Origin of the sequence: Shewanella goraebulensis, from assembly GCF_030252245.1 — a bacterium.
Taxonomy (GTDB): domain Bacteria; phylum Pseudomonadota; class Gammaproteobacteria; order Enterobacterales; family Shewanellaceae; genus Shewanella; species Shewanella goraebulensis.
This window is the reverse complement of the sequence record NZ_CP126972.1, coordinates 1,390,293-1,409,584: the sequence shown is the minus strand read 5'-3', so window position 1 is coordinate 1,409,584 and position 19,292 is coordinate 1,390,293. Positions and strand designations below refer to the sequence as shown.

Genomic DNA, 19,292 nt, shown 5'->3' with positions numbered 1-19,292 from the left:
ATAAATGCAAACGCTTATAAAGATAAAGGCTCACTAATGACCTTCGGCAAATAAGTAATTTAACCAGCCTTGCATGCGCAATAAGACTTTTCGAATAATCGATACATGGGTGAAGTGCTCGGTATAAATAGCCGATTGCCCTGCAACACCAGCTGGCAATGTTCTAAGTAATTCGTTTTCATCCTCCAGTTCAATAAGCACTAACGCCCTACCACGGTTGAACAAGTCATTTGAAGAACGCAGTGAACCGCCAAATTGCAGTTCACCTTCCGCCATTGCTGGTAATACTTTTACAACGCGACCTTTATGAACAACCCCAGGCATCGCATCTAAAATTAACTCTGCTTCATCACCTTCTTTTAATCGCAGTAGAGAGTTTTGCCAGAATGCTCCCGCAAAATAACGATCTTCATCAGGTATAAACGTCATAGCTGGACGCAGTGGGATAGGCACAGCCATCACACCAGGACGCAAGGCCATCTGAGTGACAACACCATCAACGGGTGCTGTTACTTCTGTTCGTTCAAGGTTAAATTGAGCTTCATCAAGTTCTGCCTGAATAACAGCAACGTCAGTATTCACTCCATCGATATTTGATTCATAAGCAAGGCGGTATCGAATCTCATCAGCTTCTGCAGCTTTAAATTGTGCTTCAGCAGAAAGGTAGGTTTGACGCTTGTTGTCTAACTCAAGTTCTGAAAACGGTGAGTTCTTACCACCTTTACGTTTACCTTCATCATAACGTTCATAGGCAGACTTTGCTCTATCACGATTAGCTTCAGCTTGAGTGACTTTTGCAATAGCACTATCCCATGCAGCCTTTAGTTGCGGCACAGCTTGTTTGGCGTCTTCTAAAGCAGCTTGCTTTTGCTTCACTGCAGCAATGAATGGCGTTGGGTCAATTCTAAATAATACATCGCCTTTTTTGACAGGAACATTCGGCTTAACATTTACTTCGACAACTAAACCTCGCACAGCTGGATTGATAGGAATTGAAACAAAGTATTCACGCGCAAAACGGGTATATGGATGGTTATAGTTCATCAATACCAATAGCGTACCAATTAATACTATCCCACCTAAAACGGCTGTCGGTACTGTCCATTTGGTTAATGGGATCTTAAATATCTTGAATATTGCTACACAAAACGCGGTGTAAGTTAAAATCAGTAGTAGATCCATGACTACACCTCTTGCTTAGGTTGTTGATCTGGAGTGGTTTCTGAAACCTTGTCAGCTTTTGGCGTCTCAATAAAGGCTAGGCGCTGATTTAAATCTTCAACCTTTTCCATTAATTCGCGTACCTCACCTTCAAGAATTAACTCTCGCTTTTTACCATTACTAAATCCCCACCCTCTATCTTCACGATACAAGGTTGCCCAAATCCATAAAAATGGCCAAATAGCATGCATGGTAAAAAGACTAACCCAGCCAGCAATATGCAATGCATCTTGTTGAGGGTGATTACGCTTTTTAGCAATTTCGTAGGGAATATCATGAATTGCAATCACACCGTAAAAAATCACTAGTGCTACAAAAAAAAGTAGTCCTAATGCAAAATAATCCAAAAACATATAACTCTCCTATTAAAGGTATGGCATTTGAAAATAAAAGCGCCTTAAACTAAAAACATCTCCATCGCAAACAAAGAAACATAAACACAACCTCAAGATAACATACGAACATCAATAAAATAACTGTAAAACACTGTTTATTCGCTGAAAAAATAACTCTTTTCACGTGATCCTTTACACATTTATAGGCTTTGCTAATCAATCAACTGCGAATAAAAGATAAAATATTTGAGTGTAATCCCTACAAGCTTCCCAACAAGGTAAAACAATGAACGCTCATACTCCTTTCAACTTTGGTACTGCTGGTACTAAAGGCTCTATTAAAGCGATGCTCCTAGGTTGCGGCGAACTCGGAAAAGAAGTTGCCATAGAACTACAACGTTTCGGCATTGAAGTCATTGGAGTTGACCGTTATCCCAATGCGCCAGCAATGCAAGTTGCCCATCGATTCCATGTGATTAACATGCTTGATGAAGTCGCTTTGAAGGCTGTTATTGAACTCGAAAAACCACATATGGTGATCCCAGAAATTGAAGCTATCGCGACCCAAGCCCTCCTAGAACTTGAAGCAACTGGCATAAATATTATTCCAACAGCCAAAGCGACTCAGCTGACAATGGACCGAGAAGGTATCAGACGCCTTGCTGCAGAAACCTTAGGGATCCCAACGTCACCATACTTTTTCTGCGATACATTAACTGAGTTTAAAACGGCAATTAAACAAATTGGTCTACCTTGTGTTGTTAAACCAGTCATGAGCTCATCAGGCAAAGGCCAAAGCGTTATTAAGACCGAGCAACAAATAGAACAAGCTTGGCAATATGCCCAAGAAGGTGGGCGCGCAGGTGGTGGACGTGTCATTGTTGAAGGCTTTATTGATTTTGACTATGAAATTACCCTACTCACCATTAGTGCAGTCAACGGCATTCACTATTGCGATCCTATTGGCCACCGTCAAGAAGATGGGGATTACCGTGAATCTTGGCAGCCACAGGCAATGTCCAACAAAGCCATAGCTAAAGCACAACAAATTGGTGAGCAAGTCGTTGAAGCTTTAGGTGGATTTGGTCTATTTGGAGTTGAATTATTTATTAAAGGCGATGATGTTTACTTCTCAGAAGTATCGCCACGACCACATGACACTGGGCTAGTAACGCTAATAAGTCAGGATATCTCTGAGTTTGCCCTCCATGTTAGAGCTATTTTAGGTTTGCCTATTGCCGATATTAGACAACACGGCGCCAGTGCTTCAGCAGTGATTCTAGCTGAAGGTCAATCAAAAAACATTCGATATCAGGGCGTTGAAAGTGCGTTAATAGAATCAGACACCCAAATAAAGTTATTTGGAAAACCTGACATAGATGGGCGCAGAAGATTAGGTGTTGCACTTGCAAGAGATAAAGACATCGATTCATCAATTGCCAAAGCCAAACGCTCGGCGACTAAAATTAAGGTTATTTTTTAAGTTAACTTTACGTCTTAAAAACTAGTACTTATAAGGTAAAAAGCCTAACGGTTAACGTTAGGCTTTTTTGCTAATTTTAATTACATTGGCAATGACATAGCTAGTTAACCTGATTCACTGGTGAATGGTTTAAAAATTGCTGCACATTATCAACTGCTATATTCAAAAGGTTCTGTCTAGCCTCAATAGTCGCCCACGCTATGTGTGGCGTAATCACGATATTATCAGCAGATAATAATGGATTGTCATCGCTAGGCGGCTCAGTAGACAGCACATCAACAGCGGCGAATAATTGATGCTGATTCAACGCTTGTGCTAATGCCGCTTCATCAATCAGACCACCACGTGCAGTGTTCACTAGCAAAGCGCCCATTTTTAACAAAGATAGGCTATCACCATTTATCATCTTCTCGGTGGCCTCATTTAACGGGCAATGTAATGAGATGATATCTGATTGTGCCAGCAACCCCTTAAGTGACAGCCAAGTCACATTATCTGGTAACCCTGTCTTTTCTCGACCACTAGTAATAATCACCTTCATATTGAACGCGAGTGCTAATTTAGTCACTTGTTGACCAATATCACCGTAGCCCACAATGCCAATGGTTTTTCCTTTGAGCGACATTAAAGGAGATAAAGTGAAACAAAAATCCCGGGTTCTTGTCCATTGACCTTGCTTAACCGCGCTGTCATGCAAAGACACTTGTTGGGCATGTTGAAGGATTAAAGCAAATACCATCTGTGCTACGGCATCAGGGCCATAAGCAGGCACATTGGTCACCACAATATTACGCGCTGTTGCCGCTTTCATATCAACAACATTGGTGCCTGTAGCAGTTACACCAATATACTTAAGCTTCGGGCACTGCTGCATAACCGTATTAGTAATTAATGCTTTATTGGTGAGAATAATATCCGCTTGTTCACAGCGAGAAATGATTTGCTCATGATGGCTATGCTCAAAAACCTCAACATCACCTAGCTTTGATAATGCCGCCCAATTTAGGTCTCCAGGGTTTAAGGTATAGCCATCAAGTACAACTATTTTCATGCTCGGTCACCTATTTAAAATTTAACCTCTAAACCGACATTGGCTTGTCCTTGCCACATGACATCGGCTGAGATGTTCCAAACACATTCGTTAGGGCCACAAAAGAATGTATTATCTGAATTCACAAATGTCGCATAGCCTCTAACATCGGCAAATAATGCCACTTGCGGAGTAATTTCAAATGCCGCACCACCGCCAAAAGCCATAGAGAAACGCGTTTCTGATGAATAATTTCCACTAGGACGCATATGAGTAGCGCCCACACTGACAGTCACATACGGTTTAAATTTACCGTTGGGGAAATATAAACTGCCACCGACATGAAAATAATCGACATCGAGTTCATTAAAAATTTCATCACTAAAAGCACCGTCTCTCAGATCAGTTGCTTGGGTACTGTAAAGAAAATAGATATTGCCAGGATCTTTTGTAGTGGTACCAATCATCACGCCATAGTGTTCTGACTCTGAGATTTTTAACTTACCGCTTTCATCGGTACTAGGATTTGAAATATCGAATTCACTGCTGCCAAAACTATAACCTCCAAATGGTGCGACATAAATTTCAGCTTGGGTAGAAAGGGAAAAAGCGACAGTAGTGACAACAGTAACGAAACTGGCAATAGCGGTTAATTTCATGTGTAACTCCATATACAACAAACAATCATCATTGAAATAGCTCGAGTTATATTCTTCGAGCTATTTGATATTTTTAAGATTGAAAAACCCTTTAACGCATCCCTCTAGACGTTTTAACTGTTTCATAAGCAGACTGAATGTCTTGTGCCTTGGCTTTAGCTAGCTCCATCATTTCTTCAGGGAGACCTTTAGCAACTAGCTTATCTGGATGATGTTCATTCATCAGTTTACGATAAGCCCGTTTAATTTCTTGATCACTAGACGATTCTTGCTTACCCAACATCGAATAAGCATCATCAAGTTGCATGGTATTTCCACGACCAGATTGGTGATGATGAAACTCGGCTTGCCATCGATTAAGAAGCGCATCTAAATGAGCTTGCCCCAATCCTAACTCTTTGGCAACTGTAGATAATATTTGTTTTTCTTTACTGTGTAATTCGCCATCAGACAAGGCAGTTTGAATTTGAATTTCCAAAAACATTTGTAGAATTTCATTTCGACCTTGGGTCATCGCACGAAATTCTCGAAGAGTTAGTACTAAATCAAAATCAGCATCACGGCCTTTTCTAAAAGCGGCTTGCGCATCTCTTCTTGCATCACCGGTTAACTTCATTTGATCCATTAACATTGACGCGATGCGAATATCCACATCGGTAACATGACCTGAAGCTTTTGCGACATGGCCCATCACGGTAAATGTAGTATTAAAAAACTGAGCTTGCCTTTCTTGGCCTTTACGCAGCATGTCAGCAAAGCCAGCGCGCTTATCAAATAAATGTCCTAACCATAGTCCGATGAGGGCTCCAAAAAACCTGCCAAACATAAAACCAATGAGAGAACCAAAAAACTTGCCCCAAATACGCATCAAACTTCCCACTAAATAACACCAAGACATTCATATAATAATGGCATCTTGGTTAAATGAATTCATTAATGACTTTAAAAGCCGCTAAAGGCTTTTATTAACTCTAAGGTTTTTTAATAACCGCTAAAGGCTTTCAATATAATCTGTTAACTTCTCTAAACGCTCAACCGTGCCGACATCACACCAGTAAGAAGCACTATAGCCTCCAGCGATTTTATGTTGCGATATTTTTTGCCTTAATATCGGCCCTAAGGCGCTTTTACCAGGCGCAATATCAACAAACATTTTCGGATGGTATATTCCCATGCCCGAATAAGTAAGCTTATTCTCAGTAGATTCTGTTAACTGATTATCAATAATAGCAAAATCTCCGTCAGGATTATGCTGTGGATTATCAACTAACCATAAAAAAGCATCTAATTCTGAATTACGCTTCATTACTGTTTTAGCATGCTCTAAACCTGGTAGTTCATCGATATAAATGTCGCCATTAATCACTAAAAAAGGCTCAGTGCCAAGTAAGGATATAGCTTGTTTTATTCCGCCTGCAGTTTCTAAGGCTGTTTCTTCAACGCTATATTGAATACTTAACCCCCACTGATTGCCATCACCTAAAGCTTCAGGTAACTTATGACCTAACCAAGCACTGTTAATAATGACGTCTTTAAAACCTGCCGCTGCCAACTTTTCTAAATGGTAGACAATTAACGCTTTATCCCCGGCCTTAACCAGAGGTTTGGGTACCGAATCTGTTAATGGCCTTAGGCGCTCACCACGCCCCGCAGCCAAGATCATGGCTTTCATTGATGACCTCTTTTGAAATCGATTAATATAGTGATTAATGTACTGATAATTTTATTGTCTTTGGGTTTACGCAAGAAAGAAGCGAAGCAAGCTTTCTATTAAACCTCAGATATTTTGCTTAGCACATTTAGCTCAACCCATTGACCAAAGGCTTCAAGTTGTGGGGACAAAGCCGAAACTTCAATGATATAAGTTAGGGTTAACGGAATATCTTTTAAATATCCTGATTTTCCATCACGATGATTTAACCGAGCAAATATACCTGCAGCTTTAACGTGTCGCTGTATGCCCATTAAGTCAAACCAAGTCTGATATTGATTGAAAGTTACGTCCTCAGAAATCAAGGCGTGTTGCTGGCACAAATTAAAATGTTCACGTTTTAATACATCAATGATTTCAGTGGGCCACTTAATATAACAATCTCTAAGCAGCGACACCGCATCGTATGTAACAGGCCCTATTACCGCATCCTGAAAATCAATTAACCCTAAACCATTTTCTACCACTAAAATATTGCGACTATGAAAATCACGGTGCATACCAACGCTTGGTTGTTCAAGTGCACTTGAAGCTAGTACATTAAATGCATTCTGGATAAGTGTTTTATCTTCTTGAGTTAAGGTAAGATCTAGATGCTTTATTAGTAACCATTCGATAAATATCTCGAGTTCCCTTTCAACAAACGCTCGATCATAAATAGGTAATGTGCCCTCTTCAGTTGCTGTAACCTTTGCTACTTGAGGCAATAAAGACAGGGCTTGTCGATAAAAGTCCGTCACAGTTTGTTCATTTAATTGATTTAAAAGCTGCTCATTGCCTAAATCTGACTGCAGAACAAAACCATTCTCATCATCTTGGGCTATGATTTTCGGAGCAATCAAACCAGCCTCGTTATAGGCTTGTGCCATATAGATGAAAGGTAAGATAGGCACCAGTTTAATGGGTGAATCAGAGACTATATAAGAGTTTGTTAAATGTTTGACCCGAAAATAACGACGGAAACTAGCATCCCCACAAATAAGCTCAATAGACACTTCTGTCTTGAAATATTGACTTAACCAGTTCCTTAGTAAAATAAATCTTGTATCAGATAAACTCATCTCAATGGCTCTTATGGGAAAATTGCTTTATTATAGCCAACATAACATTTGGAAACAGCTAAAGATAAGTTGTTAGCTGCGGCTTTTTTCGATTCATTTTGTCAAGACTAAGAATTCATAATCATTAATTAAAATGCAGATCCGCTATTTTCTGGCATTGAGCCTATTACCTAACCTAGTCTCGGCACAAGAACCCTCTGACACAGAAGCGGTTGAGCTTCATTGTGTGATAAACCTTCCGGTTTCTAGTTCTATTGACGAACGTCAACAAGTTCCTAATTTAACAGCAGAAGATATTGTGATTATTTCAGATCGCTCTGAAGCTGCAATGGGCGATAAAGCGCATTTCTCTGGTAATGTTAGTTTCAGTCAAGGATCTCGTCACATTAGTGCTGACGAAGCTATCTTAGACCAAAAGAATGAGCAGCTAGATGCAAATGGTAATCTCATTTTTTCTGATGAGATGTTCACCGTTACCGCTGACTCACTTAATGCGCAGATGATTTCCAATAGCGCGACCCTAAATGGTGCTAAGTATTGGCTACATGGCCAGCAAATACATGGCGATGCTGAACAGCTCAAAATCACAGAACAAAATAATCTCGAATTACGAAATACCAACTTCACCACTTGTCCAGTGGGCGATGATTCTTGGCTATTAGAAGCGAAAGAAATCCGTATCGATAGTACAGAAGAGTGGGGAGAGATTTGGGAAGCTAAAATTCGCATTGCAGGCGTACCTGTAATGTATGTTCCTTATATGACAATTCCAGTATCAGATAAACGCAAATCTGGATTTTTATTCCCGGACTTTAGTACCAGCACCACGAATGGTGTTGAAGTCAGTACGCCATATTATTGGAACATTGCACCAGAGTACGACTTAACGTTTACGCCGACTTATATGTCATCACGTGGTTTTTACGCTAAAACAGAGTTTAGATATTTAGCGGGAGAAGACCAAGATGGTCAACTAAACCTAGAATATTTAGCCAATGATGACAAACTCGACAACAGTCCAGACCGTTACCTTTATCACTGGCGTCATCAAGGCTCAATTAATGAGAATTGGCGAGTACAGGCAAACTTTACTGATGTTTCAGATAATAACTATTTCAACGATTTAAGCTCTGACGTCAATCGCTCTACCGACAACCAGTTATCCCGTGTAGGTGAAATTAGTTACTTTGAGAAAGATTGGGATTTCGGTATGAAAGTCCAAGATATAAAAGTACTAGGTGAAGATGAAGTCCCTTATCAGGTAATGCCTCAACTTAACTTTAATTATCAAACTAATGATTTCTGGGAAGGATTAGATTTTAAGTTTAATTCTGAATTGACTAATTTTGAGCATAAAGAAAACGAATATAACACTGCAACTCGTCTCCATATGGAGCCAAGCATCACTTTGCCTATTCAAGGGCCTGCTGGCTCGTTAACCAGTGAAGTTAAATTACTGCAAACTCAATACTGGCAAACTAATTTCGATGATGACAGTGAACTTGAAGACTCTGTCAGTCGTACTATTCCCCAAGTACGCTTGCACGGGCAAATTAACTTCGAGCGTGAAACACACTTATTTGATGCTGACTTCAGACAAACTTTAGAGCCTCAATTCCAATATCTTTATGTTGGGTATGAAAACCAAGATGGTATTGGTATATATGATTCAGCTCAACTTCAAGAAGATTACTTTGGCCTATTCAGAGACAGACGTTACTCAGGTCTTGATAGAATTGCAGATGCAAACCAAATGACTTTAGGTGTAACGACTCGTTTATTTGACGATGCTAACATTGAAAAACTTAAAGTCAGTATTGGTCAAATCATTTATTTCCAAGACAGTAAAATTAATTTTACTGATGAAAATGTTGAGGCTGCGCCATCAACATCAGTGTTAGCCGCAGAAGTCGATGCTAATGTTTACCAAGATTGGTTTATTAGCGGCGCAGTGCAATTTGATACCGAGCATGGCGAAACAAAGAAAAGTGAAGTGACATTAGATTTTCGTCCAAGTAATGATAAATTGCTTCAGTTCAGTTATCGCTATGTACCCGATTTATTGAATACCAATACCAACGACCGAGTTGATATTTCACAAGTCGGTATGCGTACATCATGGCCAATTAGCGATGACTTGTATTTTGTGGGTAATTTTTATTACGACCTTAACGAGTCTCGCAGTATTGAAACCTATACTGGCGTTCAATACGAGTCATGCTGTTGGGCCATGCGTTTAAGTTATCATTACCGCATTAAAACCAACTATGATGACGATTTAAACCCTAGTCTTGATACTAGAGAACAATTTGAGAGTGGCGTATACCTCAACTTTATTATTAAAGGTTTAGGTGGTTCAGGTCCTCTCGGTGTTGAAGATATGCTAAACGAAGGATTATTTAACTATCGTAAACCACTTTACTTAAGCAATTAGCCATCATTTATGCATCATTTATGATAGATTGCTGAACCTAGTGGAAAACAAATAGTCCTATTAAACATTAACAACACTATTTTGGCGATAGCGCCAACAATAATTAGAAATTTAAGTGCCAAGGATTCTGTGGATGAAACACTGTAAGAAAATGATTTTTGCTTTATTTACTCTGGCAGCAAGCCAAGTATCGATAGCCGCTCCCGTGCCATTAGACAGCGTTGCCGTGCAAATAAATGAAGGTATCATACTTGAAAGCGAAATCAGCCATATGGTCACTTCGGTTAAAACCAATGCAGAAAAAGCAGGCCAAGGTTTACCTTCTGATAATGCCTTGCGTACTCAGGTAATAGAACGTTTAATTTTAACTCATTTACAATTACAAATGGCTGAGCGCATCGGCTTATCAATTGGTGATTTACAATTAGATCAAACCATCGAAAATATTGCTAAAGAACAGCAACTGACTGTGAGTCAAATGCAGCAGCAAATCGAAAGCGAAGGTATGAGCTTTGGACAATACCGTGAACAATTACGTGAAGAAATCACCATTGGTGAAATTCAACGTATTCAAGTTCAACGTCGTATTCAAGTATCTCCTCAAGAAATTAATAACTTAGTCAAAATGATCCAAGAACAAGGCTTGAAAGACGTCGAGTTCCAAATTGGTCATATTTTGATTGAAGTGCCTAGCAACCCAACAAGTGAACAACTTGAAGCGTCAAGCAAGCGTGCAAACATCGTACTCGAACGTTTAAAAGACGGTGAAGACTTTAGACGTACAGCGATTGCCTCTTCTTCAGGACCAAAAGCACTTGAAGGTGGTATTTGGGATTACATGAGCATTAATGAAATGCCAACTCTATTCGCTGAAGTGGTTACAGATGCGAAAAATGGCGATGTTATTGGCCCAATTAAAAGTGGTTCAGGTTTTCATATCATCAAAATTATGGATGCCCGAGGTTTACAAACTCAGGAAATCAGTGAGGTACGCTCACGCCACATTTTGTTAAAGCCTTCACCGATCCTTTCTGAAGACCGCGCTAAAGCGATGTTAGAAAGCTTCTTATCTCAAATTCGTTCAGGTGAAGCAGACTTTGCCGACCTTGCTCGCCAGTATTCAGAAGATCCAGGATCTGGAGCAAAAGGTGGTGAATTAGGTTGGGCAGAACCATCAGTTTATGTCCCAGAGTTCGCACAAACACTTAACAGTTTAGAAATTTATGAAATCAGTGAACCATTCCGCACCACTCACGGATGGCACATTGCTCAGCTTGAAGAAAAACGCACAACTGATGCAACCGATCAGTTTAATAGTAACCGTGCTCACCAGTTAATCTATCGTCGTAAATTTAACGAAGAACTACAAAACTGGTTAGATGAAATGCGTACAGAAGCTTACATTGAAGTTTTTGAACCAGAGAGTACTCGAGGTTAAGCTAACTTAATGACACAAAGAATTGCGATTACGCCGGGTGAACCGGCGAGTATCGGCCCAGATATAGTTATTAAACTTGCTCAGCAGGCTTGGCCTGCTGAGTTAGTTGTTTGTGCAGATCCAGAATTATTAACCAGCCGGGCTAAAATGCTTGGCCTGCCACTGAGCTTACGTCCATACCAGCCAACACTTGAAGCTAAACCTCAAGAGGCCGGAACCTTGACGATAGCGCCGTTTACACTTGCAGCTGAAGTTGAATGTGGCAAGTTAAACGAGCTAAACAGTGCTTATGTAGTAGATACCTTGCGTTATGCAGGTGAAAAAAACATGAGTAATGAGTTTGCCGCTGTAGTTACTGGCCCTGTTCATAAGGGAATTATTAACCAAGCGGGTATTCCATTCAGTGGCCATACCGAGTTTTTTGCACTGCAAGCGAATTGCCAAGATGTGGTCATGATGCTTGCCGCACCAGGATTGCAAGTGGCATTGATGACCACTCATATCCCTTTAGCTTATGTTGCAAAGGCTATTACGCGAGAGCGTTTACACCATATCATCCAGATTTTGCATAGCGAATTAGTGCAAAAATTTGGCATCACTTCACCTAAAATTTATGTATGTGGCTTAAACCCCCATGCTGGTGAAGATGGACACTTAGGACGAGAAGAAATTGATATCATGATCCCAGCGCTCAATGAGCTACGTGATCAGGGAATCGATATTGTTGGGCCACTGCCTGCTGATACACTCTTCCAACCTAAATACTTACAAGAAGCAGATGTGGTTCTTGCTATGTATCACGACCAAGGACTTCCAGTACTTAAATCATTAGGTTTTGGAAAATCGGTTAACATCACCTTAGGTCTTCCGTATATTAGAACCTCTGTCGATCATGGCACTGCATTAGAACTTGCAGGCACTGGTGAAGCAGATTGCGGTAGTTTTACCTGTGCATTAAATAAAGCCATTGAATTGGCCACAAAAGTAAGTAAATAATTTTCCAATGAGTAGCAATAAAGTACATTTAGGCCACACGGCCAGAAAACGTTTCGGACAGAACTTTTTAACTGATGAAAGTGTCATCAGCAGAATTGTGGGCGCTATCTCTCCTGACAATGATCACGTCATGGTTGAAATCGGCCCAGGTCTTGGTGCATTAACCGAACCCGTTGCAGATGCAGTGGATAACTTAACGGTTGTTGAGCTAGATAAAGATCTTGTTGAACGTTTACAAAACCATCCGGAATTAAAAAATAAATTAACCATCAATCAAGGTGATGCGCTTAATTTTGATTTTAGCCAACTTCAGCAAGACGGCAAAAAGATGAAAGTATTTGGCAACTTGCCATATAACATCTCTACCCCGTTAATGTTTCACCTTTTCGAATTTGCCGAAATTATTGAAACTATGCATTTTATGCTACAAAAAGAAGTAGTGTTACGTCTTTCAGCAAGCCCTGGCACAAAAGCCTATGGCCGCTTAACGGTAATGGCTCAGTATTTTTGTAAAGTCGTGCCTGTGTTAGAAGTACCGCCTGAAAGCTTCAAACCTGCACCAAAAGTGGATTCTGCTGTTGTACGTTTATTGCCTTACGATGTGAAGCCTTTTCCATGTAAAGATGTGAATGTTTTACGTCATTTATGTACTACCGCGTTCAATATGCGTCGTAAAACTTTAAGAAATAACTTAAAGCAAATGATCACTGATGAAGAGTTTACTCAACTAAACATTGATTCAACTCTAAGACCTGAGCAAATAAGCGTTGAGCAATATGTCGCGCTAGCCAATTTGGTTTGTGATAAGAGTTAGTATTTTCAAGGGCATTTTTAATGAAAGTGCCCTTTCTTTTTAGGAAGTTTAATGACCTCAGTAGCTGCTAACGTCAAAATAAAAGTTGAAACCAAATACCTTGAAGAACAATCATCAACCGAAGATGAAAAGTATTTGTTCAGTTATACCATCACCATTATCAATCTCAGTGAAATCTCAATTACACTAAAAGACCGTCATTGGATTATTACTAATGCCAACGGCGATACCAGTGAAGTTAAAGGGCCTGGTGTGGTAGGTGAAACCCCAACGATTGATCCTGATACCGCTTATCAATACTCTAGTGGTACGGTTATGGAAACACCTGTTGGTTTCATGGAAGGCAGCTACGGCATGGTGACTGCACAAGGCGAGCCTTTTAAAGCTGAGATCCCAACATTCAGATTAGCCATTCCAGGTATTTTGCAATAAACCTATGGCACATTATTTCGTTGGCGATATACAAGGCTGTTTCGACGAGCTGCAATTATTATTAGCAAAGGTTGATTTCAACCCTGCAAAGGATGAGCTTTGGGCTGTGGGTGATTTAGTTGCTCGAGGACAAGGCTCGCTACAAACTTTACGTTACCTTAAATCTTTAGAAGGCAGTGCCAAAATAACGCTTGGCAATCACGATCTTCATTTACTTGCACTTCACGGTAAAATCAAAAAAGCCAATCCCAAAGATAACCTTGCTGAATTACTTGCAGCAGAAGATATATCCCATCTCATTGACTGGTTAAGACAACAACCCTTGGTGCAAACTTTACCATCACATAATATCATCATGACTCATGCTGGTGTGCCACCACAATGGGATTTAGCAACGCTTGAATCTGAAGCACTAGCTGTCAGTGAGGCTCTTAAAAAAGATAACTACCTTTCTGCGCTTATCGCAAAAATGTACACAGAAGCCCCTGATTTATGGGATAGTCATTCAACAGGCTTACCGCGATTAAGATATTGCATTAACGCACTGACTCGAATGCGCTATTTACTCGATGATGGCAGTTTAGATTTTGCGTGCAAGAAACCTCTTAAAGATAAATCTGTAGGCCTTACCCCCTGGTTTGAGTTCGATTCTGAACTAAAGAAAACCCACACTTTGGTGTTTGGCCATTGGGCCGCCCTAATGGGGGTCACTAATCAAGCGAATGTGTTAGCGTTAGATACAGGCTGCTGTTGGGGGGAACATATGACACTTTGGCATGCTGAAACCAATGAAAAGATAATTCAGTTAAAACTAAAATAATTAATAAATTGTTAAACTTATAAAAACCTTAGCCGATAAAGCTAATAGATCTCACGTGATCACACTACCCTGAGCGATCAAGAGACAAATTCGGGATAAAATAATAACAGCCGGAGTATGCTATGAAAATTAATGTTGCCACCAGAGTCATTGGCGGTTTTACTGTTGTAACACTACTTTTAATTGTGTTGGGAGGCGTATCTCTGCTCACCAATAGCTCAATTAAAGATAGCACCACAACGTTGCAAAAAATTAGCCTCCCAGCGCTCACTGCAACAGGTGAGTTGACACAAAATTTAAGCGCGCAGCAAATTCAAATACTATTTGGTTATTACACCGACGAGTCTGCCCAAATTCCTGCAGTTGAGAAAAAGATCAAAACTGAGTCTGCTGAGTTCACTAAAACGCTCAATAAACTATCGAGCCTCATTTCAGACCGACAAGAATTCTCTTCAAACCTGTCGCAATTAAAAACGAGTTATACAAGTTTTGAAAAAAATAGCCGTTTGATGTTAGAAGAGCATGAAAATGCATTGGTTAAACATGAAAAACTAATCCAGCTTCGTGGTGACTTAGAAGATAGTGCAGATGAAGCATCGTCCATCTTATTAGACCTCATTGATTTAGAAATGAGTGACGACCCTACAGAACAGAGTATTGCAGCAACAGCTGGCGTTGTAGACAGTACTTTTATTAATATTATCACCACCGTTTATGACCTAGTCGCAGCTAAAGATAATAGCAAATATAACGTCATCGTTAACGAACTCGACTACATGGTCAGTGATACCCGTGTCAAAATTGAGCATATCAATCGCCAAGGTCAAGGCATCATCAGCGACAATACGCTAAATAACCTTAATACAGAAAGTGAAGCGGTGTTTAAGCTAATCAATGACAGTAATACGATTGTTGCTTTAAAAGGTCAGCAATTAACTCATGCTCAACAAGCTGAGCAAATGCTAGCTGCAACAGATAAAGATCGATTAGAAGTTAATGCTAAGATGATTAATTTGGCAACTAATATTGAAGGCTTCACCGGACAAATCAGTGATAGTGCAATTGAGAATATCGACTCTGCAAGTTTAAAAACCATGTTTGTAGTTATACTTGCTATTTTGGTTTCAATCGTTGTCAGTATTGCTGTAGTTAAACCATTAACACGCTCGTTAGCAAAAGTGAATCAAGCATTAAATATTCTGGCTTCAGGTGATTTGACACATAAACTTGACGACTCTGGTCACGATGAATTTGCTGAATTAGCTAAAAATTGCAATAGCTTAGTTGATAGTTTACGCAATCTTATTGTTGGCATCCTAGATAGATCAAACCAACTTGCTGCCGCAGCTGAAGAAACTTCAGCAATTACTACCCAAACAACAAGCGGAATTCAAGAACAGAAGAGCCAAGTGGATCAAGTTGCCACCGCAACAACACAATTAAGTTCAAGCGCACAACAAGTTTCTATGAGTGCAGACCAAGCACTAGAGCAGATCAAGCAAGCTGATGAAGAAACTCAGCACATGCGTACACTTGCTGAAGAAAATAAGGTGACTATCCTAGCTCTTGCTGATGAAGTAGCTAAAGCTGGCCAAGTCATTAATAAGGTCCACTCTGACAGTGCTTCTATTGGTTCAATCCTTGATGTTATTCGTGGTATTGCAGAACAAACAAACTTACTAGCATTAAATGCGGCCATTGAAGCTGCACGAGCTGGTGAGCAAGGTCGTGGTTTCGCAGTCGTTGCAGATGAAGTTCGAAGTCTAGCGTCAAGAACACAAGAGTCGACTAGCGAAATTCAACAAATGATTGAAATGCTACAGCAAGGTGCACAGCAAGCGGTATCAGTAATGGAACTAGGCCGCAGTCAAGCAACCAGTTGTGTTGATAAAACAGAACAAGCTAACTTAGCTCTTGAAACTATTAGCCAATCTGTCCATAAAGCTTATGATTCTGGTAATCACATTGCTCAAGCTGCGCAAGAGCAAAACCTTGTTAGCCAGCAAGTATCTGAGATGTTGGAGCATATTGCTGCAATTTCTGAAGAAACAGCAACAGGCGCAGATCAAACAGCACAATCTAGCCACCAAGTTGCTGTACTATCTGAAGAGCTACAAAGCTCTGTGGGCGAATTTAAAGTCTAAATACATAAAGGTAACACTTTTAATAAAAAGGCTCTTAGGAGCCTTTTTTAATGCCCTAAAGTTAGCAAACAAAGTTAACGTCGCTTAATCATGACCCAAATTGTATAGTTCGTATGGAGTAGAATGAGACTGGGCTGTATTAAATGAACTTTTGGCGTTCAAATTACTGTCTAAAATGACCTAAAGTCGACAAAGATATTTTTTATATTTATCAATAACCGCTGCCGATTATTTAATTTTATTTGCAGCAATTAGCGTTTATAAGATTTATGACTTAAAACTACTCCATAAAAAAACCGCCATTTAGGCGGTTTTTAGACGAATTGTTATTTGTACTAACAAAAGGCGTAAATTAACAATTTGGTCTTGCTTGTTATGGTGTAACTAACCAAACGAACTAGTTACACCTCAACATAACAGGGAACAATACTAAGCGTAATGCTTACTCACCACTGTTAATTCTATCTTGCACTGCAGCAGTAATAGCACTTCCGCTATGACCGTTAGCATTTGCCCAATCAAGAATGCTTTTTCCATCTGCTTCAGGTGAATTTAAATCACCTGCAGGAAGACGCTTGGCAATATACTCACCAACTTCTAATGAATTAGAGTTATAAGCAGTTCTTAATAAACTATTACCTTCGCAAGAAATACCAGTGTAAATATTACGTAATTTTACGCGGCTTTCTTTCAACTTTTTACGTAAACGGTTTTTGTCATTAGATTTTACATAATCACAAATGTTTGCGACAAGCTGTTCAGTATTTGCTTCGGCAGGGGTTGACACAAAAGATGCTGCTATTAGGGCTGCTATGGCCACTGGCAGTAAACGCATCTGACACTCCTTTTTAGGTATTTTTATTTTGTACCTACCATCAAGGGTAAGTATCTATTCAGGGTAACACAGGACACAATTTAACATTATTTAACCAAAGTGTTAAAGCTATATTGCAATTGTGATTCGTTTATCTCTACAACCTTCTCTGTTAACTTCCAATTACCATCATCCCACTCAGGAAAAAAGGTATCTCCATCAACAGTTAAATCTATAAAGGTTAGATATAAGATATCGGCCACGGGTAGAATTTCTTTATAGAGTTGCCCGCCTCCTATTACAACTAATTCATCACAATCACTAACTAGATCTTTTGCCGCCCCAAAGGAGTTCACGCAACTAACACCGTCAGGTTGATAATCACTCTGACGAGTAATAACAATATTATGTCGCCCTGGGAGTGGTCTTCCTATCGATTCAAATGTCTTACGTCCCATCACTACTGGCTTTCCTAACGTCATGGCTTTAAAGTGTTTTAGGTCTTCAGGTAAATGCCAAGGCATTTTATTGTCTTTACCGATTACACGATTGTTTGCCATAGCGGCGATCATTGCGATGCGCATGTAAAATCCTTATAGATGCTTAAGAAATTAAATAATGGGTCTAGTGCGATAATATACTAGTGAAGGCATTGCTAAACCTACAGCTAAAGCTCCTAGAATAAATACAGTTTTTAAACCATTAAAAATAACTAATGATGTTAAATCACTGCTAATTTGATCTTGTACACTCAATTGCACAATTGAAATTAAAGTATTGTACGCGTAAGTTCCTGGCACCATAGGAATGATGGCAGCTACTGAGTACATCAATGGTGGTGCTAAATGTTTTTTGGCAAATCGAATGGTAATCACCCCAACTAATGCTGCAGCGGTAAAAGTTGCCCACTCGATTGGCATGTCAAAATGCATTAATAACGTTCGAAAGCTATGCCCTATTGCACCAGCTATTCCGCAATAAATTAAAAATCGCCTTGGAACATTAAACACCATTGCAAAACCTATTGCTGGAATCGCTGAGAAAAATGCGTCATGCAATAATTCTAAAATGAGATTCATAGAAATAAACTCCCTCCTAGTGCCATCGCAAGGGTTATCCCAATTACAGTGGCCAAAGTGAGTAGAGTTGCGTGTCCCCAGCGAGAAATTCCAACATTCATATGGCCTTTCACCATATCTGAAATAGCATTAATCAGCGGAAAACCTGGCACCAGCATTAACACGCTGGCCGCCATAGCTGTTTTGGGCGTCTGGGTGACATCAATCACATAACCCAGTTGAGCAATCATCGTGGTAATAAACGCGGTAATCGAGAAAATGATCAATAAGTTAAAATGTTTTTTAACTAAAGAAAGCCTAACCGTCATTCCAATTGATGATGCAATAAAGGTAATCATACAAGATGCAATATCGCCACCAAATAAGTGACAGAAACTTGCACAAGACAAGCCAATCATGCCAATGACATATTTAGCTGGATAACTTTTAGGTTCTATTTTTTCTAAACGCCGTTTAACTTGCTTGGCATTATAAATGCCCTTTTCTGCCAATAAACAGATTCGCTGAACTTCACACACAATCATCATATTGATGCCGTGTTCTCGAATACGTCTTGTGGTAGTAATACAGCGGCCATGAACTAGGCTGGTTAATACGAGGGAATTTGATGATATGGAAAGTTCAACACTGGCTAGGCCAAGAGCTTTGCCTAGGCGCTGACTGATCTCTTCAACAAGATCAGATTCAGCACCATAAGCTAAGAGTAATTGCGCACTGCGTACCACAAGACGAGTGATATCATTTTGAGTTTCTGCGTACACTGATCTCTCTTCATTACTCTGTTATTGACTCAATGATAATCGAGTGCAATTTATCTCACA

19 protein-coding genes are annotated in these 19,292 nt (G+C 39.8%); 8 read left to right on the top strand and 11 right to left on the bottom strand.

Annotated features, from left to right (window positions below):
- Positions 1-33 precede the first annotated feature (33 nt).
- Positions 34-1,182, bottom strand: coding sequence for an HlyD family secretion protein (locus QPX86_RS05860; protein WP_220751529.1), 1,149 nt, complete (start codon positions 1,180-1,182; stop codon positions 34-36).
- 2 nt (positions 1,183-1,184) lie between these two features.
- On the bottom strand, positions 1,185-1,574 hold the full coding sequence (locus QPX86_RS05855) for a DUF3302 domain-containing protein (protein WP_220751527.1): 390 nt from the start codon (positions 1,572-1,574) through the stop codon (positions 1,185-1,187).
- Between the two features lie 268 nt (positions 1,575-1,842).
- Here QPX86_RS05855 and purT point away from each other — a divergent pair, with 268 nt between their 5' ends.
- Entirely contained in the window at positions 1,843-3,039 is a 1,197-nt protein-coding gene (purT, locus tag QPX86_RS05850) for a formate-dependent phosphoribosylglycinamide formyltransferase (protein WP_285164622.1), read from the top strand.
- A gap of 100 nt (positions 3,040-3,139) precedes the next feature.
- Here the strand turns inward: purT and QPX86_RS05845 are convergent, their stop codons facing one another.
- The 5 genes from QPX86_RS05845 to QPX86_RS05825 all read right to left on the bottom strand — a co-directional run bounded on the left by QPX86_RS05845 (position 3,140) and on the right by QPX86_RS05825 (position 7,500).
- Positions 3,140-4,090, bottom strand: a complete 951-nt coding sequence (locus tag QPX86_RS05845; protein WP_285164621.1) for a D-2-hydroxyacid dehydrogenase — start codon at positions 4,088-4,090, stop codon at positions 3,140-3,142.
- 14 nt (positions 4,091-4,104) lie between these two features.
- Positions 4,105-4,728, bottom strand: a complete 624-nt coding sequence (locus QPX86_RS05840; RefSeq protein WP_220751521.1) for an outer membrane protein — start codon at positions 4,726-4,728, stop codon at positions 4,105-4,107.
- Positions 4,729-4,819: 91 nt separating this feature from the next.
- On the bottom strand, positions 4,820-5,596 hold the full coding sequence (djlA, locus tag QPX86_RS05835) for a co-chaperone DjlA (protein ID WP_285164620.1): 777 nt from the start codon (positions 5,594-5,596) through the stop codon (positions 4,820-4,822).
- A 123-nt stretch (positions 5,597-5,719) separates the two neighbouring features.
- On the bottom strand, positions 5,720-6,400 hold the full coding sequence (gene murU / locus QPX86_RS05830; RefSeq protein ID WP_285164619.1) for an N-acetylmuramate alpha-1-phosphate uridylyltransferase MurU: 681 nt from the start codon (positions 6,398-6,400) through the stop codon (positions 5,720-5,722).
- 98 nt (positions 6,401-6,498) lie between these two features.
- Positions 6,499-7,500, bottom strand: coding sequence for an aminoglycoside phosphotransferase family protein (locus QPX86_RS05825; RefSeq protein ID WP_285164618.1), 1,002 nt, complete (start codon positions 7,498-7,500; stop codon positions 6,499-6,501).
- 133 nt (positions 7,501-7,633) lie between these two features.
- On the opposite strand from QPX86_RS05825, the gene lptD reads away from it, so the two are divergent.
- The 7 genes from lptD (at position 7,634) to QPX86_RS05790 (ending at position 16,578) form a co-directional block, all read left to right on the top strand.
- Positions 7,634-9,934, top strand: a complete 2,301-nt coding sequence (lptD, locus tag QPX86_RS05820) for an LPS assembly protein LptD (RefSeq protein WP_285164617.1) — start codon at positions 7,634-7,636, stop codon at positions 9,932-9,934.
- Positions 9,935-10,067: 133 nt separating this feature from the next.
- Positions 10,068-11,372, top strand: coding sequence for a peptidylprolyl isomerase SurA (surA, locus tag QPX86_RS05815; protein WP_285164616.1), 1,305 nt, complete (start codon positions 10,068-10,070; stop codon positions 11,370-11,372).
- Between the two features lie 9 nt (positions 11,373-11,381).
- Positions 11,382-12,368 (top strand): 4-hydroxythreonine-4-phosphate dehydrogenase PdxA, encoded by a 987-nt coding sequence (pdxA, locus tag QPX86_RS05810; RefSeq protein WP_220751511.1) that lies wholly within the window; start codon positions 11,382-11,384, stop codon positions 12,366-12,368.
- Between the two features lie 7 nt (positions 12,369-12,375).
- A complete protein-coding gene (rsmA, locus tag QPX86_RS05805; protein WP_220751509.1) occupies positions 12,376-13,182 on the top strand; it encodes a 16S rRNA (adenine(1518)-N(6)/adenine(1519)-N(6))-dimethyltransferase RsmA in 807 nt (268 codons plus the stop codon).
- Positions 13,183-13,233: 51 nt separating this feature from the next.
- Positions 13,234-13,614: a Co2+/Mg2+ efflux protein ApaG gene (apaG, locus tag QPX86_RS05800; RefSeq protein ID WP_285164615.1), complete on the top strand. Its 381-nt coding sequence runs from the start codon at positions 13,234-13,236 to the stop codon at positions 13,612-13,614.
- Between the two features lie 4 nt (positions 13,615-13,618).
- A complete protein-coding gene (locus QPX86_RS05795; protein ID WP_220751506.1) occupies positions 13,619-14,434 on the top strand; it encodes a symmetrical bis(5'-nucleosyl)-tetraphosphatase in 816 nt (271 codons plus the stop codon).
- 122 nt (positions 14,435-14,556) lie between these two features.
- The gene (locus QPX86_RS05790) at positions 14,557-16,578 is read left to right on the top strand and encodes a HAMP domain-containing methyl-accepting chemotaxis protein (protein ID WP_285164614.1); all 2,022 of its coding nucleotides are present in this window, start codon (positions 14,557-14,559) and stop codon (positions 16,576-16,578) included.
- A gap of 442 nt (positions 16,579-17,020) precedes the next feature.
- On the opposite strand, the gene QPX86_RS05785 is transcribed toward QPX86_RS05790, so the two are convergent.
- The 4 genes from QPX86_RS05785 to QPX86_RS05770 all read right to left on the bottom strand — a co-directional run bounded on the left by QPX86_RS05785 (position 17,021) and on the right by QPX86_RS05770 (position 19,232).
- The gene (locus QPX86_RS05785) at positions 17,021-17,413 is read right to left on the bottom strand and encodes a DUF3718 domain-containing protein (RefSeq protein WP_220751502.1); all 393 of its coding nucleotides are present in this window, start codon (positions 17,411-17,413) and stop codon (positions 17,021-17,023) included.
- Positions 17,414-17,499: 86 nt separating this feature from the next.
- Positions 17,500-17,976 carry a type 3 dihydrofolate reductase gene (gene folA, locus QPX86_RS05780; RefSeq protein ID WP_285164613.1) on the bottom strand — a complete coding sequence of 159 codons (477 nt, stop codon included), beginning with the start codon at positions 17,974-17,976 and terminating at the stop codon, positions 17,500-17,502.
- A gap of 27 nt (positions 17,977-18,003) precedes the next feature.
- Positions 18,004-18,471, bottom strand: coding sequence for a threonine/serine exporter family protein (locus QPX86_RS05775; RefSeq protein ID WP_285164612.1), 468 nt, complete (start codon positions 18,469-18,471; stop codon positions 18,004-18,006).
- Positions 18,468-19,232 (bottom strand): threonine/serine exporter family protein, encoded by a 765-nt coding sequence (locus tag QPX86_RS05770; RefSeq protein ID WP_220751497.1) that lies wholly within the window; start codon positions 19,230-19,232, stop codon positions 18,468-18,470. Before QPX86_RS05770 ends, QPX86_RS05775 begins: the two co-directional genes overlap by 4 nt.
- Between the last annotated feature and the right edge of the window lie 60 nt (positions 19,233-19,292).

What these genes read in the sequence shown, in the direction of transcription:
- QPX86_RS05785 (WP_220751502.1), bottom strand. Translation starts at nt 17,413, where the DNA reads ATGCGTTTACTGCCAGTGGCCATAGCAGCCCTAATAGCAGCATCTTTT.
- surA (WP_285164616.1), top strand. Translation starts at nt 10,068, where the DNA reads ATGAAACACTGTAAGAAAATGATTTTTGCTTTATTTACTCTGGCAGCA.
- QPX86_RS05825 (WP_285164618.1), bottom strand. Translation starts at nt 7,500, where the DNA reads ATGAGTTTATCTGATACAAGATTTATTTTACTAAGGAACTGGTTAAGT.
- QPX86_RS05860 (WP_220751529.1), bottom strand. Translation starts at nt 1,182, where the DNA reads ATGGATCTACTACTGATTTTAACTTACACCGCGTTTTGTGTAGCAATA.
- folA (WP_285164613.1), bottom strand. Translation starts at nt 17,976, where the DNA reads ATGCGCATCGCAATGATCGCCGCTATGGCAAACAATCGTGTAATCGGT.
- djlA (WP_285164620.1), bottom strand. Translation starts at nt 5,596, where the DNA reads ATGCGTATTTGGGGCAAGTTTTTTGGTTCTCTCATTGGTTTTATGTTT.
- QPX86_RS05775 (WP_285164612.1), bottom strand. Translation starts at nt 18,471, where the DNA reads ATGAATCTCATTTTAGAATTATTGCATGACGCATTTTTCTCAGCGATT.
- QPX86_RS05790 (WP_285164614.1), top strand. Translation starts at nt 14,557, where the DNA reads ATGAAAATTAATGTTGCCACCAGAGTCATTGGCGGTTTTACTGTTGTA.
- QPX86_RS05845 (WP_285164621.1), bottom strand. Translation starts at nt 4,090, where the DNA reads ATGAAAATAGTTGTACTTGATGGCTATACCTTAAACCCTGGAGACCTA.
- QPX86_RS05840 (WP_220751521.1), bottom strand. Translation starts at nt 4,728, where the DNA reads ATGAAATTAACCGCTATTGCCAGTTTCGTTACTGTTGTCACTACTGTC.
- apaG (WP_285164615.1), top strand. Translation starts at nt 13,234, where the DNA reads ATGACCTCAGTAGCTGCTAACGTCAAAATAAAAGTTGAAACCAAATAC.
- rsmA (WP_220751509.1), top strand. Translation starts at nt 12,376, where the DNA reads ATGAGTAGCAATAAAGTACATTTAGGCCACACGGCCAGAAAACGTTTC.
- murU (WP_285164619.1), bottom strand. Translation starts at nt 6,400, where the DNA reads ATGAAAGCCATGATCTTGGCTGCGGGGCGTGGTGAGCGCCTAAGGCCA.
- lptD (WP_285164617.1), top strand. Translation starts at nt 7,634, where the DNA reads ATGCAGATCCGCTATTTTCTGGCATTGAGCCTATTACCTAACCTAGTC.
- QPX86_RS05795 (WP_220751506.1), top strand. Translation starts at nt 13,619, where the DNA reads ATGGCACATTATTTCGTTGGCGATATACAAGGCTGTTTCGACGAGCTG.
- purT (WP_285164622.1), top strand. Translation starts at nt 1,843, where the DNA reads ATGAACGCTCATACTCCTTTCAACTTTGGTACTGCTGGTACTAAAGGC.
- QPX86_RS05855 (WP_220751527.1), bottom strand. Translation starts at nt 1,574, where the DNA reads ATGTTTTTGGATTATTTTGCATTAGGACTACTTTTTTTTGTAGCACTA.
- pdxA (WP_220751511.1), top strand. Translation starts at nt 11,382, where the DNA reads ATGACACAAAGAATTGCGATTACGCCGGGTGAACCGGCGAGTATCGGC.